17 protein-coding genes are annotated in these 14484 nt (G+C 73.3%); 8 read left to right on the forward strand and 9 right to left on the reverse strand.

Translation table 11 applies throughout. From position 1 onward, the window contains the following. Window positions 1-11: 11 nt before the first annotated feature. From ACNKF0_RS05595 to cofD, 5 genes are all read right to left on the reverse strand, one after another. Window positions 12-746: a TIGR03089 family protein gene (locus tag ACNKF0_RS05595; protein ID WP_416956481.1), complete on the reverse strand. Its 735-nt coding sequence runs from the start codon at window positions 744-746 to the stop codon at window positions 12-14. Between the two features lie 11 nt (window positions 747-757). Further along, a complete protein-coding gene (locus ACNKF0_RS05600; protein WP_416956483.1) occupies window positions 758-1495 on the reverse strand; it encodes a DUF3105 domain-containing protein in 738 nt (245 codons plus the stop codon). Window positions 1496-1568: 73 nt separating this feature from the next. Further along, window positions 1569-1970 carry a hypothetical protein gene (locus tag ACNKF0_RS05605; RefSeq protein ID WP_416956485.1) on the reverse strand — a complete coding sequence of 134 codons (402 nt, stop codon included), beginning with the start codon at window positions 1968-1970 and terminating at the stop codon, window positions 1569-1571. Continuing rightward, the gene (locus ACNKF0_RS05610) at window positions 1954-2580 is read right to left on the reverse strand and encodes a coenzyme F420-0:L-glutamate ligase (protein ID WP_416956487.1); all 627 of its coding nucleotides are present in this window, start codon (window positions 2578-2580) and stop codon (window positions 1954-1956) included. The genes ACNKF0_RS05605 and ACNKF0_RS05610 overlap by 17 nt, the downstream gene beginning before the upstream one ends. Window positions 2581-2588: 8 nt before the next feature. Then, a complete protein-coding gene (gene cofD / locus ACNKF0_RS05615) occupies window positions 2589-3632 on the reverse strand; it encodes a 2-phospho-L-lactate transferase (RefSeq protein ID WP_416956490.1) in 1044 nt (347 codons plus the stop codon). A 146-nt stretch (window positions 3633-3778) separates the two neighbouring features. On the opposite strand from cofD, the gene ACNKF0_RS05620 reads away from it, so the two are divergent. From ACNKF0_RS05620 to ACNKF0_RS05630, 3 genes are all read left to right on the forward strand, one after another. Then, a complete protein-coding gene (locus tag ACNKF0_RS05620) occupies window positions 3779-4039 on the forward strand; it encodes a WhiB family transcriptional regulator (RefSeq protein ID WP_191194914.1) in 261 nt (86 codons plus the stop codon). A gap of 84 nt (window positions 4040-4123) precedes the next feature. Next, complete coding sequence (locus tag ACNKF0_RS05625) at window positions 4124-7042, forward strand: glycosyltransferase (RefSeq protein ID WP_416956492.1); 2919 nt, start codon at window positions 4124-4126, stop codon at window positions 7040-7042. Next, the gene (locus tag ACNKF0_RS05630; protein ID WP_416956494.1) at window positions 7035-8420 is read left to right on the forward strand and encodes a DUF5719 family protein; all 1386 of its coding nucleotides are present in this window, start codon (window positions 7035-7037) and stop codon (window positions 8418-8420) included. Before ACNKF0_RS05625 ends, ACNKF0_RS05630 begins: the two co-directional genes overlap by 8 nt. Before the next feature lie 6 nt (window positions 8421-8426). Here ACNKF0_RS05630 and ACNKF0_RS05635 read toward each other — a convergent pair whose 3' ends face one another. After that, window positions 8427-8888 carry a metallopeptidase family protein gene (locus tag ACNKF0_RS05635; RefSeq protein WP_416956496.1) on the reverse strand — a complete coding sequence of 154 codons (462 nt, stop codon included), beginning with the start codon at window positions 8886-8888 and terminating at the stop codon, window positions 8427-8429. Between the two features lie 49 nt (window positions 8889-8937). On the opposite strand from ACNKF0_RS05635, the gene ACNKF0_RS05640 reads away from it, so the two are divergent. The 4 genes from ACNKF0_RS05640 (at window position 8938) to ACNKF0_RS05655 (ending at window position 11272) form a co-directional block, all read left to right on the forward strand. After that, complete coding sequence (locus tag ACNKF0_RS05640) at window positions 8938-9300, forward strand: DUF3499 domain-containing protein (protein WP_268110221.1); 363 nt, start codon at window positions 8938-8940, stop codon at window positions 9298-9300. Between the two features lie 30 nt (window positions 9301-9330). Next, window positions 9331-9507 carry a Trm112 family protein gene (locus ACNKF0_RS05645; RefSeq protein ID WP_299922070.1) on the forward strand — a complete coding sequence of 59 codons (177 nt, stop codon included), beginning with the start codon at window positions 9331-9333 and terminating at the stop codon, window positions 9505-9507. Between the two features lie 35 nt (window positions 9508-9542). After that, the gene (locus ACNKF0_RS05650; RefSeq protein WP_299922068.1) at window positions 9543-10574 is read left to right on the forward strand and encodes an SIS domain-containing protein; all 1032 of its coding nucleotides are present in this window, start codon (window positions 9543-9545) and stop codon (window positions 10572-10574) included. Window positions 10575-10675: 101 nt separating this feature from the next. After that, the gene (locus ACNKF0_RS05655) at window positions 10676-11272 is read left to right on the forward strand and encodes a hypothetical protein (protein ID WP_416956499.1); all 597 of its coding nucleotides are present in this window, start codon (window positions 10676-10678) and stop codon (window positions 11270-11272) included. Window positions 11273-11297: 25 nt separating this feature from the next. Here ACNKF0_RS05655 and ACNKF0_RS05660 read toward each other — a convergent pair whose 3' ends face one another. The 3 genes from ACNKF0_RS05660 to ACNKF0_RS05670 form a co-directional block, all read right to left on the reverse strand. After that, the gene (locus ACNKF0_RS05660; RefSeq protein WP_416956501.1) at window positions 11298-11669 is read right to left on the reverse strand and encodes a nuclear transport factor 2 family protein; all 372 of its coding nucleotides are present in this window, start codon (window positions 11667-11669) and stop codon (window positions 11298-11300) included. A gap of 33 nt (window positions 11670-11702) precedes the next feature. After that, the gene (locus tag ACNKF0_RS05665) at window positions 11703-12056 is read right to left on the reverse strand and encodes an HIT domain-containing protein (protein ID WP_416956503.1); all 354 of its coding nucleotides are present in this window, start codon (window positions 12054-12056) and stop codon (window positions 11703-11705) included. Between the two features lie 88 nt (window positions 12057-12144). Beyond that, entirely contained in the window at window positions 12145-13635 is a 1491-nt protein-coding gene (locus tag ACNKF0_RS05670; RefSeq protein WP_416956504.1) for a DUF222 domain-containing protein, read from the reverse strand. A gap of 78 nt (window positions 13636-13713) precedes the next feature. On the opposite strand from ACNKF0_RS05670, the gene ACNKF0_RS05675 reads away from it, so the two are divergent. Then, the gene (locus ACNKF0_RS05675; RefSeq protein ID WP_416956506.1) at window positions 13714-14454 is read left to right on the forward strand and encodes a GNAT family N-acetyltransferase; all 741 of its coding nucleotides are present in this window, start codon (window positions 13714-13716) and stop codon (window positions 14452-14454) included. The last annotated feature ends 30 nt before the right edge of the window (window positions 14455-14484 follow it).

The following is a 14484-nucleotide window of genomic DNA, read 5'->3' on the forward strand; positions in this document are numbered from 1 at the left end:
GAGCAGCGCGATCAGGCCCGGGCAGTCGCCCGTTCGGCGTCGTGGACGTCGTCGAGACGAGTCGGGTCGGGGTTGCGGACAAGGACCAGCGAGCCTCCTCTTCCGAGGGGCTCGGTGAAGGTGGCCATTCCTGGTGGGGAAGCCGGGTCGGCCACCGACAGAAGACGGCCGCCGTCGGTGAGATCACTCCCGACGGCGGCCGTCAGGTCGTGCGGGCGGTCGGAGGGCGGCCCGAAGAGCTGCTGCTGGGTCAGGGTGTCGGTGGCGAGGTCGTCGCCGGTCGGCGGGTCCCACGCCGTGAAGCCGTCGGGCTGCGACCAGATCTCGACGCCCACGTCGAGCACACCCGCCGGGAGCGCGTCGGCGAACCGCACGCCCAGCGGGCGCAGGCTGCATGCCAGCACCGGGAGGACACCGGCCCGGGGCGCCCAGACGTCGAGCCCCTCGGGGCCGCACACCACGGCGTCCGGCTGGTCGGAGGTGGTGACCTTCAGGCCGAGCGTCCACGCCGCGCCGAGGAACACCGGCGAGAGCCAGTGGGGCGGGAGGTCGATGCGCAGCGACATCCCGCGCTCGAGGTCGGCGACGTCGCTCAGCAGACCGGAGGCCTTGGCCACCCAGTTGGCGTACGTCGTCACCGACAGCTCGACCCGCTCGTCGCTCGCGTGGTCGTAGAACGTCAGCAGCGGGCGTCCGGGGTCGCGTCGCAGCTGGGCCGCGAGCACCTCGGTGAAGGTCGTCGGCATCGGGTCGGGCCTCAGACGGCGTTGGGCTCCGGGGAGTCCATGTAGGGGTAGTCCTGCATGAAGGTCTCCAACGCGTCGCCGCTCACCTCGGAGCAGTACTGCCAGACGCCGACCTGCTTGGACGGGTCGGTCTCGCCGACGCCGCCGAGCGACCAGTGGGTCAGCGCGACGTGCTGGCCCTTCGGGAAGTCCTTGCCGTCCTCGGAGGTCCACGGCACGGCCTTGAACTTGTCGCGGAGGTTGTCGGTGCCCTGCAGCTTGGAGGCGATGCCGCGCAGCTGGTCCATCTGGTCGGAGTCGTCGGCGATGGTCTCGTCGTACCACAGGATCGTGTAGCCGTGCTCGAGGTTGTGCACCAGCTCGCCGAGCTCGGGCCGGTCGGAGGCGGTGTAGAGCTTGCGCTCCATGCTGTCCCACAGGTTCCAGTGCTGGCCGAAGGCCGGCGGGGCCTCGGGGTAGGTCATCGGCGTGCCGACCTCGACGTGGTCCTGGCTGCCCTCGGCCGTCTTGGTGGTGACGTCCTGGCAGACCGAGGCCTTCGCGCCGATCTCGCCGAGCGAGTCGGAGGCGTAGGCGCGCAGGTCCCACCAGTCCTTGATCGGCTTGAACGCCGCGGCGCCCACGATCAGCACGGCGACGAGGACGCACACGCCCACGATCGCCAGCCCGCGCTTGTTCTCGCGCTTGGACTGCTGGGAGCGGATGGAGTCGATGACCGCCTGACGGTCGGTCTTTGCCTGCTTGGCCACGGTGCTCGGTGTCTCTCGGTCGACTGCGGGAGGGTGCTGCTGGGCGCGACGGAAGCGTCCGCGCTGGCAGAGTCTACGTAGTCACGGGTGACACGTCGCACACGACGTCTGTTCCGGCGCGCGTCCAGCCCGTGATCCGCCAGCCGTGGGCGAAGCACACCGCGGCGACCGCGACCCGGTCGGCATCGCCCGGCAGGTGCAGGACGACGCGGCCCGGCTGGTCGTCGAAGGTCAGCAGGAGCGTCGACGTCAACGTCGCGCCGGTGTCGACGACGCGGCTGATCGCCGCCTGCAGCTCGTCGGGCGCAGCGGGCGCCCCGAACGGGGCCAGGTCGGCCTCGTCCCCGGCCAGGGCACGTACGACGGCCTCGCGGGCGCCCCAGCCGAAGAGGTCCCCACCGTCGGGGCGCACGAGCGACGCCGCGCCGGGGCCGTCCTCCCCGGGCGCGAGCACCAGGTCACCGCGCCCGCGCACGACAGCGACCGGACGGCCGGCCCGCCTTGCCCTGGGCGAGCTCCGCCGCGCCCGCGATCTCGTCGGCCACGGCCGGCAGGGTGACGGCGAGGGGGTTGCCGTGGTCATCGGTGCGGCCGGCGAAGTCCTCGGCCACGAGCAGGCCGGCGGCACCGATGGCGATGTCGGTCTGTCCCTCGCGCCACGCGCGACCCGACGTGTCGGTGACCACGACACCGACGTTGGTCCCGGTGCGCCGGTGGACCTCGCCGCGCAGCGTCCGCGCGGAGCGGTCGGGGTCGAGGGGGAGCAGCACGACCGAGCCGACGGGCACGTTGGACGCGTCGACACCGGCCGCGGCCATGGTGAGCCCGAGCCGGTTCCGCACGATGCGGACGACCCCGCGGCGCGCCACGAGGCGCACCGTCTCCTCCTCGACGGCGGCCTCGCGATCGCCCACCCGGGTGCGCCCCTCGGCCTTGCTGACGACCTTGCTGGTCACGCAGACCACGTCGCCGTCGACCAGGTCGGCCCCGTCGTCGAGGGCGATCAGTACGAGGCCGGCCAGGTCGTCCCCGGCCGCGACCTCGGGCATCCCCTCGGGGGCCCACACCTCGAGGCGGGGGCTCATGCGGGGGCTCATGCGGGGTCGGAGGTGACGAGCGAGACGGCGGCCGCGGCCATCGCCGCGGTCGCGTCGTGGTCCGACATCATGAGCGGCACGGCCGCCGCGCGGATCCCAGCCTCCTCCAGGGCGGGCACCTGGGCGGCGTCGCGCTCGTCGACCAGCCAGCCGTCGAGGACCCCGCCCCCGCTCCGGGCGCCGTAGTGGGCGCCCACCGCGCCGGCGCTGACCTCGACCCCGATGCTGGTGAGCATCTGGGCCGCCATGCCGTGCACGTGGGAGGAACCGACGATGGGGGAGAGGCCCACGACCGGTGCGGCCGTCGCGCGGATCGCCTCGCGCACGCCGGGCACACCGAGGATGGTGCCCACCGAGACCACCGGGTTGGACGGGGGCAGGACCACCAGGTCGGCCTCGCCGATGGCCTCGAGCACTCCGGGTGCCGGGGTCGCCGCGTCCTGGCCGACCGCGAGCACCGCCTCGGCAGCCACCGCGGCCCGCAGCCGCACCCAGTACTCCTGGAAGTGGACGACCCGCCGCCCGCTGGGGCTGTCGGGGTCGGCCACGGCGACGTTGGTCTCGACCCGGTCGTCGGTCATCGGGAGGAGCCGCACCGTCTCGCCGTGCACGGGCGTGAGCCAGCGGCGGCAGAGCGCCTCGGTGACCTGCGACAACGTGTAGCCGGCCTCGAGCATCTGGGTGCGGACCAGGTGGGTCGCGATGTCGCGGTCGCCGAGCCCGAACCACGTCGGCTCGACGCCGTACGCCTCGAGCTCGGTGCGAGCGCTCCACGTCTCGTCGCGCCGGCCCCACCCGCGCTCGACGTCGATGCCGTCACCGAGGGTGTACATGACGGTGTCGAGGTCGGGGCACACCTTGAGCCCGTGGATCCACCAGTCGTCGGCGGTGTTGGCCACGACGGTGACCTCGGTGTCGGCGGACCCGCCCGCGACGACGCCGGAGCGCAGGCCGTGGAGGAGTCCCTGGAGGAAGCGGGCCCCGCCGACGCCGCCGGAGAGGACGGTGATACGACGGAGCGTGGATGCGGATGATGGCATAGGAACAGCCTGCCGGAAGAGGAATGGCCATATCAGATCCGGGCTTGACTTGCGGGGTACGACAGGCATGTAATTCCCACAGTGTCGTTATGTTGTTTGCACGTGTCTCGTCCAGTTCTGAAAACAGGGTCGAAAGGGCGTCAGCCATGAGAGCAGAACTGTTTCTTCTCGAGCCCGAGGGCGAGGAGTTCGGTTGGCAGGACCGCGCCTTGTGCGCGCAGACGGACCCGGAGGCGTTCTTCCCCGAGAAGGGCGGCTCCACCAGGGAGGCCAAGAAGGTCTGCCTGACGTGCGAGGTCCGCGACGACTGCCTGGAGTCCGCGCTGATGAACGACGAGCGCTTCGGGATCTGGGGCGGTCTGTCCGAGCGCGAGCGCCGCAAGCTGAAGAAGAGCGCCGCGGGCTGAGCCCCCGGGCCGGCGTGTCCGGCCCGGCTCCGCCAGCACTTCGGCGGTTTCATCGACCGTGGAGCCCCTCGCTAGGGTGCTCCGGTGACCGTCACAGCGCTTCTCGTCAGTCACGACGGGGCGCGATGGCTCCCAGCAGTCCTGACCGGTCTGGACGGGCAGACCCTCCCGGTGGACCGCGTCGTGGCCGTCGACACCACGAGCCGCGACGACAGCGTCGAGCTCGTCCGCGAGGCCCTCGGTGAGCGGGTCGTCGTCGACGTGGTGCCCGGCTCGACCAGCTATCCCGCCGCCGTGCGCCACGGCCTGGACCTGGCCCCACCCGCTCCGGCCGAGGCCGGCGACGACGAGTGGATCTGGCTGCTCCACGACGACAGCAACCCCGCGCCGACCGCGCTCGCCGAGCTGGTCGCCGCCGCCCGCGAGCACCCCTCGGTCGCGATCCTCGGACCCAAGCTGCGCGAGTGGCCCTCGCTGCGCCGCCTCCTCGAGGTCGGCCTGACCATCACCGGCACGGGCCACCGCGAGACCGGTCTCGAGCGGGGTGAGTACGACCAGGGCCAGCACGACGCGGTGCGCGAGGTCCTCGCCGTCAACACCGCCGGCATGCTCGTGCGCCGGTCGGTGCTGGAGTCGCTGGGCGGGCTCGACGAGGACCTGCCGATCTTCGGCAACGACATCGACTTCGGCTGGCGCGCCGCGCTGGCCGGTCACCGCACCCTCGTCGTGCCGCAGGCCGTGGTCTTCCACGCCGAGGCCGCGCACCGCGGCGTCCGGCGTACGCCGCTCACCGGCCGCCACACGCACTACCAGGAGCGACGCGCGGCCCTCCTCACGTCACTGGCCAACGTCTCCTCCCGCGGGTTCGCCTGGCAGTACGTCCGGCTCTTCCTCGGCTCCCTCCTGCGGGTCGTCGGCTTCCTCGCCGTGCGCTCGGTCGGGGAGGCGCTGGACGAGCTCGCGGCCGCGCTGTCCGTGCAAGGGCGACCGCGCCAGCTGCTGGCCGCGCGACGCGAGCGGGCGCGGCTGCGCCAGGGCGACCCCGCCGACGTACGCCGCCTGCTGGCGCCGACGTGGCTGCCCTACCGCCACGGCCTCGACTTCGTCACCGACCTCGTCTCCGCCGCGACCAACCAGGCCTCCGACGTCGCCGAACGGCGCCGCCTCGCCCGGGCCGAGTCCGGTCCCGGGGGCGGTGCGGCCGCTCGTGACGGGCGGCGCGGTGCCGGCGCGTCGGACGACGACGAGGACGCCTACCTCACCGACACCGGCTTCGTCGCCCGCTTCTTCACCAACCCGGTGGCCGTCGTGCTGGCGCTCTTCGGGGTGCTGTCGCTGCTCGCCGCGCGCGAGGCCTTCGGGACGATCACCGGCGGCGCCCTGTCGCCCGTGCCCGACGCGGCCGCGGACTGGTGGCGGCTGCACGTGTCGAGCTGGCACCCCCTCGGCACCGGCACGGACGTGCCGGCCCCGGCCTACGTGCTGCCGTTCGCCCTCGCCGCCTCCCTCCTGCTCGGCCACACCGGTGCCGTCGTCTCCGGCCTCATGCTGCTCGCGGTCCCCGTGGCGGCATGGGGCGCGTGGCGGCTGCTCAAGGTCGTCGGGCGGCTCGTCGACCCCCTGGGACTGCCGCGCTGGCTGGTGGTGTGGGGCGCGCTGACCTACGCCCTCGTCCCGGTCACCTCCGGCGCCTGGGCCGAGGGCCGCTTCGGGACGGTCGCGGTCGCCGCCCTGCTGCCCTGGATCGCGCACGCCGCCCTCGGCTTCGTCGACCCGGACCGCGACCGGCGCTGGCGTGCCGCCTGGCGCACGGCCCTGCTCCTGGCCCTGGGTGCCGCGTTCGTGCCCGGCCTGTGGCTGTTCGCGCTGCTGGCCACCGCGGTCGTGCTCGGGTCGGCGGCCGTCATCGCGCCGCGTCTGCTGCGCGAGCGCGACAGCTGGGGCCCGCCGGTGGTCGCCGTGGCCGCGACGCCCGTGCTCCTCGCGCCGTGGCTGCTGCCGCTGCTCACCACTGGCTCCGCGTCGGGCCTGCTGCTCGAGGCGGGGCGCCTCACCGTCGACCAGGTGACCTTCGGTGGCCTGGTCACCGGCCGCCTCAACGACCTCGGCGCGCCGTGGTGGCTCGGCGTGGTGCTGGGCCTGCTGGCCGTCGCGGCACTCATCCCGCGGAGCACGCGGGTGCCGGTGCTCATCTGCTGGCTGGTCGCACTGGCGGCCGCCGTCGTCTCCGGCGTGCTGTCGCACGTGACCCTGGACCTGCCGTCGGTGATCACCCGGCCCAGCCTGGGGCTGTTCGTGGTCATCCTGCAGGGCACCTGGGTGGTGGCGATCGTGCTCGGCGCCGACGCCTACCTCCGGCGACTCGCCGACCACCACCCGTGGTGGCAGCGCGGTGTCGCCGTCACGCTCGCCGTGGTGGCAGCGGCCGTGCCCCTCGGCGGCCTCGCCTGGTGGCTGACCGCCGAGGAGGGCGACGTCGTGGCCCGCGACGCCGAGCAGTCCGTCCCGGTCTACATGCAGCAGAGCTCGCTGCTCGGCCAGGAGCACGGCGTGCTGGTGGTGTCCGGGTCCGTGGACGAGGGCGTCACCTACCGGATCCGCCGCGACGACGGCACGACCGTGGGGGAGGACGAGATCCTCACCCTGGCCGACGAGGACGCCGGCCTGACCAGCGACGTGCGTGACCTGGTGTCCGCGCCGACGCCCACCGTGGTCGCCGACCTGGGCGCACGGGGTGTCGAGTACGTCGTCCTCGCCTCGCCCGCCGACGGCCGGATCTCCTCGCTGCTCGACGCGACCGCGGGGCTCGAGCAGGCCAGCGCCGAGGACCGCACCACCCGCGCCTGGCGCGTCGACCGCCCGCTCGACCCGGCGTCCCTCGACGGCCCCAGCCCGTGGTGGCGCACCGCTCTCCTCGTCGTGCAGGCCCTCGCGATCGTGCTCGCGCTCGTGCTGGCGGCCCCGACCGTCCGGCAGCGCAGGGAGGGGGACCGCGATGTCTGAGCCCACAGCCGGCGGCCGCCGCCGTGCGGCCGAGACCACCCGCACCCGCCCCTCGCCGGTCACGGTCCTCGCCGTGCTCATCCCGCTGCTCACCGTCGCGGCCCTCGCCCTGGTGCGTCCGGTCGAGCAGGCGCCGTCGTCCGTCGCCCCCACCGAGGCGCCACTCGACCGGGTCACCGCGGTCTGCCCCGCCCGCCTGCCCGACGCCGACGAGGTCCGGATGGGCACCACCTCGCTCGCCTCGGGCGAGCTGGTGCTGCGCGTGGGCCGCCGGGAGGACACGCAGGAGCTGTCCGGTGGTGTCGCGTCCCGCACCGAGCGCCAGTACGTCGTGGTCAACGGCAGCGGTGAGCTCGCGCCCGGGCTCGTCGCCTCGCGCTCCGGCGGCGGCTCGGCGACCGGCTGCGACCAGCCCACGCCCGAGCGGTGGTTCACCGGCGTCGGCGCCTCCGCCGAGCACACCTCCACGCTCACCCTGATCAACCCCGACCGCGGACCCGCGGTCGCCGACGTCTCCGTGTGGGACGGCAGCGGGCTCGTCGACGTCCCCGCGCTCCGCGGCGTGCGCGTGCCCGGCGGCCGCTCCACCTCCTTCGACCTCTCCGAGGTCGTCCCCAGCCGCGACGCCCTCGCCGTGCGGGTCAGCGTCTCGCGTGGGCGCCTCGCCTCCAGCGTGGTCGACGTGGTCGACCCGGTCGGACGCGACCGCCCGGTCCGCGAGTGGCTCCCCGCGCAGGCCGCGCCCGCCTCGACGTCGTACGTCGCCGGGATCGGCACGTCGGCAGCCGACCGCGTCCTCACCGTGGCCAACCCCGGCGACAGCGAGGTGCGGGTCGCGCTGGAGCTGGTCAGCGAGGAGAGCGAGTTCGCGCCGTCGGGCGTCGAGGAGGTGAGCATCGACCCGGCGTCGGTCACCGAGGTCGACCTCAGCGGCGTGCTGCGCGGGCGCAACCTCCAGGGCGTGCAGGCGCTCCGGCTCGAGGCGACCGGCCCGGTCACCGCCACGCTCCGAACCCGGACCGCGACCGACCTCGCGCTGACGTCGGCCGGGTCCATGATCGAGGGTGACGCCGCCGTCGCCCTGCCCGCCGGGGCCAAGCGCGTCGTCGTCACGGGCGCGACCACTCCCGGTGTGGTGACGTTGCAGGCCTGGGACGCCGACGGCGAGGCGGTGGTCCGCGAGCGCCGTGTGGAGGTCGACCCGGCCACTGCGGCGCGCCTGCGGGTGCCCGACGAGGCGGTGCTCGCACGCGTGCGCGTGGAGCGCACGGGAGCGGTCGTGTCGGTCGAGGTCAGCGACCGCGGGCTGTCTGTCCTGCCGCTCGCGCAGCTGGGGACGACCAGCGAGGTCGCGGACGTGCGCCCCGCGCAGCGCTAGCCAGAACTAGTCGGCGTACCTCTCGTCGACCTGGCCCGGCGTGAGGTTGAGCAGCTCGGCCAGCTGCTCCACGACGACGGTGTGCACCATGGCCTCGAGCTCGTCGCGCGAGGTCGAGCGGTGCTCGATCGGGCGGCGGAAGATCACGAGCCGGGTCGGTTCCTGTCCCTTGCCGCGCACCAGCGACGACAGCGGCACGGTCTCGTCGGGCCAGTCGTCGGGGAGCATCGGCGCGTCCTCGACGGCGTACTCCACCAGGCCGAGGTGGCGGTGCCAGCGCTCGTCCAGCGGCGTCACCACGTCGAGCACCAGCTGGTCGAAGCGCTGTCGCGTGGTCCGCAGCGCCGGGGTGCCGGGTCGCTCGGGCAGCACCCCCGGTCCGCGCATGCCGCGACCCCGGCGGTCGCGGGTGCGGTGCCTCGACCGGCCGGACCCGTCGCCTGCTTGCGTGCCTGCACCGATGTCCACGCCGCGAGCCTAAGCGCCCGGCGTGTGTGCGCCGGGTAGCGTCGGCGCCGTGAGCCTTGCCCGTCGTTGTTCGCGGACGGCGTGTGGCCGTCCTGCGGTCAACACGCTGACCTACGTCTACGCCGACCAGACCGCTGTCCTGGGTCCGTTGGCGACGTACGCCGAGCCGCACGCCTACGACCTCTGCGAGGTGCACAGCGAGCGGCTGTCGGCCCCCCGCGGCTGGGAGGTCCTCCGGCTGGCTCCGGACCCGAAGGCGCAGGGCCCGAGCAGCGACGACCTGCTGGCGCTGGCCGACGCGGTCCGCGAAGCGGCCCGCCCTGCCCCGGCGCCGGTGCCGCTGCACTCCACCGACGACGCGACCCGTGGGGCCAAGCGCGGCCACCTGCGGGTCCTCACGCCCACTGACTGACGGTGCCCGGCACCCCCTAGGATCATCGGCGTGAACATCGACCAGCAGCTGCTGAGCATCATCGTCTGCCCGGCCTGCCACGGCGAGCTGTCGCCGGCGGCGTCCGGCGGTGCCGAGGAGCTCGTGTGCCAGGGGTGCGGCAACGCCTACCCGGTGCGCGACGACATCCCGGTGCTGCTGGTCGACGAGGCCCGCAAGCCCGCCTGACCGCACTCCCGCCCGACGAGACTGAGGAGCTGGCCGTGGCCACCTGGTTCGACGAGGCCCGGATGGACGACGCCGGGGTGCTGGAGACGATCGACCTCCGGCTGCGCACGCTCGCCGAGAGCGGTGCCCGGGTGCGCCGGGAGGCCAACGAGGCGGCCGCCGCGACCGCCGAGGCCATCGCGCGCGGTCGTGACGAGGCCCGTCCGCGAGCGGTGATCGCCGCAGGCCCCGACTCGCGCCTGCTCCGCGCCGTCCTGGAGCCGTGGTGCCCGGTGCCGTTCGTGGCGTGGCCCAACCCCGGGCTCCCCGGCTGGGCGGGGTCGCTCGACCTCGTCGTCATGCTGGCGCCCGAGGGCAACGACCACGAGTCGGCGTCCGCCGTCGCCGAGGCCGTACGCCGCGGAGCGCAGGTGGTGGTCGCGTGTCCCGAGCGCTCGCTCGTCGGCGAGCACGCCGCGGGGCGGCACGTGACGGTGCTGCCGACGGTGACGGGTGACCAGCTCGCGACCGCCGTCGTCGTGCTCGACTACCTCGCCCACGTCCACCTCGGCCCGCAGGCCGACGCCGAGTCGGTCGCCGCGTCGCTCGACCGGGTCGCCGAGGACTGCTCGCCCCACCGTGACCTGGCCGTCAACCCCGCCAAGATGCTGGCGATCGCGATGGCCGACACCAACCCGCTCGTCTGGGGTGGCTCCGTCCTGGCCGCCCGGGCGGCCCGCAGGCTGGCCGAGTCGCTGCGACGCACGAGTGGCCGCTCGGCGATCGCGGGCGACGCCGAGCACCTGCTCCCGGTCATCGAGGCCACCCGGCCCCACGACCTCTTCGCCGACCCGTTCGCCGACGAGCCCGGTGACCTCCGACCGCTGCTGCTCATCCTCGACGACCACTCCGACGACCCGGTCGTGCGCGAGCGGACGGGCGCGCTGAAGGCCGCCGCCGCGCGCCACGGCGTACGGGTGGAGGTCCTCGAGACCGACGCCGACGCCGAGGTCGCGCGCTACGCGTCGCTGCTGCTGACCGGCACCTACGCCACCGAGTACCTTCGCGTCGGGCTCGTCGAGGAGTAGGTGACGCGGGTCACATTGCCCGGTCACGGGCGAGGGGTTGGACCGTTCGTCGCCGGGTAGGACGCCCTGGACAGTCCGTCCCATCGTCCTCAGGAGCACCCATGCGTCGCACCTCCCTGTCCATCGCCGCCGGCCTCACCGCCGTCCTGCTCGTCTCGGCCACTCCTGCCCAGGCAGCGGTGTCGGCGAAGGACCTTCCCAAGAAGGGTGACATCGTCAAGACGTTCCCGGAGCTGGCGGACGCCGAGTTCACCACCTTCACGACCAAGCAGGTCACGCTGCCGGGCGCGACGTGTGGCACGACGAGGACCGAGAAGGTCAAGGGACTCGCCAGCATCCGTGGCATGGCGGCCACCGGTCAGCCGTTCGTCCAGTCGTCGGTCACCCAGGCCAAGTCGGCAGCGAAGGTCAAGGCCTACTTCAAGGCCTACAAGGGCCTCACCAAGAAGTGCGGCAGCTACACCGACCCCACCTCGGGCGCCACGATCACCACGACCCTGGCCAAGGCTCCCAAGCTCGGCCGGGCCTCGCTGGTGCTGAAGCAGGAGACCGCGCTCGCGGGCGTCACGAGCTACTCCACCAGCGTGTTCATCAGCAACGGCAAGCGCATGGCTGCCGTCGTGGCCCTCGACGACGCGGCGATCGCGGGCTCCAGCATCAACAAGCTCGCGAAGGTCGCTGCCAAGAAGATGAAGTGACCTGTTCCGGCTGGGTCGGCTGGCCCTACGACGGCCGGCTGCCGGCCGGTGGCTGCGTGTCGACGTCGGCCCAGACCTCGACGAGCTCGGCGAGGAGGCCGTCGCGGACGGTCGCGAAGCTGGCCACGGCGAACTCCAGCTCCTCTCCCGCGTCGCCCCGGCCGGTGACCCGCGCCCGCAGCACCCCGTGCTCTCCGTCAGCCACCAGGTCCTCGGCGTTCATGCGCTCGAAGCCGGGGTAGTCGGCGTTGAACCGGACCCAGCCGTCGCGGTCGAACACCTCGCCCGTGTGCACGAGGCGGCAGGTGAAGTCGGGGTGCAGCACGCCGGGCAGCGCCTCCCAGTCGTGGGCGTCGATGATCTCGACGAGGCGGGTGAGGAGTGCGGCTGGGTCCATGGCTCGAGTGTGCCCGTCGGGGGCGACATCGCCTCAGGCGCGCACCTGCGGACCGGAGTGCACGTGGACGTGGAGGTGCTTGGAGTCCTGGTAGGTGCCGAGGTTGGTCAGCACCGCGGCTGCGCCGTGCGCCTGCTCGACCTCGTGCGCGAGCCGCTGGACGACGGCGAGGAGTGCTCGGACGTCGGCCTCGTCGGCTGGGCCGACGGCGGTGAGCGAGGCGATGTGCCGCTTCGGCACGGCCACGAGGTGGACCTGCCAGAACGGCCGGGTGTGGTGGTAGGCGAGCACCCGGTCGTCCTCGTGCACGACGTCCAGCGGGACGGCTCGAGGGATCGCCACGTCGCAGTAGAAGTCGGTGCCCTGGTAGCTCGGCTCGGTGGACATGGCAGTCACCCTTCCAGAGCGGGACGCGCGCCGGCCGGGACGTGCCTGTGGCCCCGCTACCGGGTGGGTGGCGGGGTGCGGGGCGGGGTCATGGTCGGCGGGGTCGTGGGATGCGCACGACGTCCGGCCGATCTGGTGGTCGGGCGTCGTCGATCGCGGTGGTGCCGGTGTGGTCGCGGCGGTAGCGGTGCCCGTGCGGGGACGTCCACTCGTAGATCCCGGGTGCGACCATCTCGTAACGCCAGGCGGAATGTGTCTTGAGCCGGTGGTGGAACCGGCACAGGGCGGCGAGGTTGTCGGTCTGTGTGGGCCCGGGCTGGGGTCTGCCCTCGGCTTCGGCGTCAGGGTCGTGGGGGATGACGTGGTCGACGTCGCAGCGTCGGGCGGGTCTCGTGCACCACGGGAACACGCAGGTCTTGTCTCTGAGGACGACCTGTTCGCGGATCCGTTCCGGGACCTGGTACGCGTCGGTGTGGAGCTGGGTGTTGAGGTCGATGACCGGCTTGATCGTGACCTTCGTCCGGGAATCGGCACACCACGCCTTGATCTGGTCGAGGAGCACGAGGCGCTGACGCTCCTCGAGGCGTCCGGTGGGCCCGAACACGGTCTGTTCGCCGGCTGTTGAGGCGTCGAAGTTGTCGTCGAAGTTGTCGTCGAAGTGGGCGTTGAAGTGGGCGTGGAGGACGACCTCGCGTGCGGCGGGGAGCCGGTCGTCGCTCTCGGTCTTCGCGACGGTGCCTGCGCCTGTGGTGTGGAGGTCGAGGGCGGTCTGGGTGCGGGCGAGGTCGCCGAGGGCCTTCGCGCGGCGCACGTCGAGCGACTCGGTGGACCCGAGCGCGGCCTGGGTCGCGGCACCGTGGGCCAGGGCCCGGTCGAGATCGATCGCGTCGGCCATGTCGATCTCGGCCTCGACGCGCATGGTGCCGGCGAAGTGGACCTCCTGGGTGTCGATGGTGACGTGACGCGGGTCGACGTGGAGCCAGCCGTCCTCGGGATCCGCAGCCGGGTCCGGGGTGGCGAGGTCGAACCGCTTGATCGCCTCCGCCACCAGCCGGTCGAGCTGCGCGGGTCCGACCTTCCCCGCCACGGCGGCAACCTGGGCATCCACGAACCCGGCCGCCTCACGGGTCAATGACGGGGAGGAGTGGATGGTGGTCTCCGCGACCGACCGTGCCTTCCACGCCGGGACCCGGCCGGCGTGCACCAGGGCCCACAACCGCGGCAGCCGGTGCCGCAGCTCCAGGGCCTGCCCGATGAGCTTCTTCGTCGCGACCGTCGACACACCCAGCACGCCGCCGAGCTCCGCGACGCAGAACTCCGCCACCAACGGGCACCCATCACCCGCGATGGGCTCCTCGTGCTCACACCCCGCCGACGGCACCGAGAACGACGCGGCGTCGTGGATCGACTCCGGCGGATGCAGGTCCGCCCACTGCGCAGCAAGGATCAGCTGGTCGGCTGCGGCCTGGTTCTCGGCCGACCGCGCCGAGCGGATCGAAGCGAGCAGGCCGGAGGCGGTGAGGTCCTCGACCCCACCTGCCACCCGGCCCGCCACCCGGTCCGCCAGCGCTTCGCTCATGTGTTCGATTGTATCCGTCGGGTCCGACATCGGCCATGGCTGTGGACGGTTCGTGGCCAGCCTTTCTCGGCGCGCATCGTGGGTGAGCCGCTCGGTCTCGTGACGGGACTCCGTCCCTCCTCGACCAGCGGGGCCGGCAGGGCCGCGGGCTCCTCAGCCCTTCCCGGCGGCCACCAGGGCGAGCACCTCGTCGGTGGGGCGTACGTCGCCGTAGGAGCGGTGGACGACGTGGAGCGTCGCATTGTGGTCCTGGTCGCGCGTCGCGGCACGATCCCGCGGATGTACGCCGACTCGCGCACGAAGAACGGCACCAGCCGAGGCTACTGTCCAGGCATGCCACCGCCCGTGCTCCGCGAGATGCGCGTCGCGGACGTCCCCGCCGTGATGGCCGTCCAGGAGCCCGCGTCGATGGCCGGGCTCTCCGAGGTGTTCCCGCAGGACCGCCACCCCTTCCCCCGCGAGGTGCTCGCGGACCGGTGGCGTGAGGAGATCGCGGACCCCGGCATCGAGTGCTTCGTGATCCTGCGCGGACACGAGGTCGCGGGGTTCGCCGCGGTGGCCGGCGACGAGGTGAAGCACTTCGGGGTGGCAGTGGAGGAATGGGGGAGCGGCCTGGCCAGGACCGCCCACGACGAGATCCTCGAGGTGATGCGGAAGGCCGGGACCGCGCGTCCGTTCCTCCGGGTCTACGCGGCGAACCCGCGCGGTCGTGCCTTCTGGGAGAGGCTCGGGTGGACCGACACCGGTGAGCGGAGCCGCGGCCCGATGCCACCCCACGCCGAGCTCCTCACCTACGAGCTGCGCGCAGTCCGCCGATAGGCTGCGGGACGGCACGACCCACCGCGCGAC

The organism is Nocardioides sp. T5 (genome assembly GCF_048161455.1).
Lineage (GTDB): Bacteria > Actinomycetota > Actinomycetes > Propionibacteriales > Nocardioidaceae > Nocardioides.

Excerpts from the sequence above, each read along its gene's own strand:
- ACNKF0_RS05655 (WP_416956499.1), top strand. The coding sequence starts at position 10,676 with ATGCGTCGCACCTCCCTGTCCATCGCCGCCGGCCTCACCGCCGTCCTG.
- ACNKF0_RS05665 (WP_416956503.1), bottom strand. The coding sequence starts at position 12,056 with ATGTCCACCGAGCCGAGCTACCAGGGCACCGACTTCTACTGCGACGTG.
- cofD (WP_416956490.1), bottom strand. The coding sequence starts at position 3,632 with ATGCCATCATCCGCATCCACGCTCCGTCGTATCACCGTCCTCTCCGGC.
- ACNKF0_RS05630 (WP_416956494.1), top strand. The coding sequence starts at position 7,035 with ATGTCTGAGCCCACAGCCGGCGGCCGCCGCCGTGCGGCCGAGACCACC.
- ACNKF0_RS05610 (WP_416956487.1), bottom strand. The coding sequence starts at position 2,580 with ATGAGCCCCCGCCTCGAGGTGTGGGCCCCCGAGGGGATGCCCGAGGTC.
- ACNKF0_RS05670 (WP_416956504.1), bottom strand. The coding sequence starts at position 13,635 with ATGAGCGAAGCGCTGGCGGACCGGGTGGCGGGCCGGGTGGCAGGTGGG.
- ACNKF0_RS05620 (WP_191194914.1), top strand. The coding sequence starts at position 3,779 with ATGAGAGCAGAACTGTTTCTTCTCGAGCCCGAGGGCGAGGAGTTCGGT.
- ACNKF0_RS05595 (WP_416956481.1), bottom strand. The coding sequence starts at position 746 with ATGCCGACGACCTTCACCGAGGTGCTCGCGGCCCAGCTGCGACGCGAC.
- ACNKF0_RS05660 (WP_416956501.1), bottom strand. The coding sequence starts at position 11,669 with ATGGACCCAGCCGCACTCCTCACCCGCCTCGTCGAGATCATCGACGCC.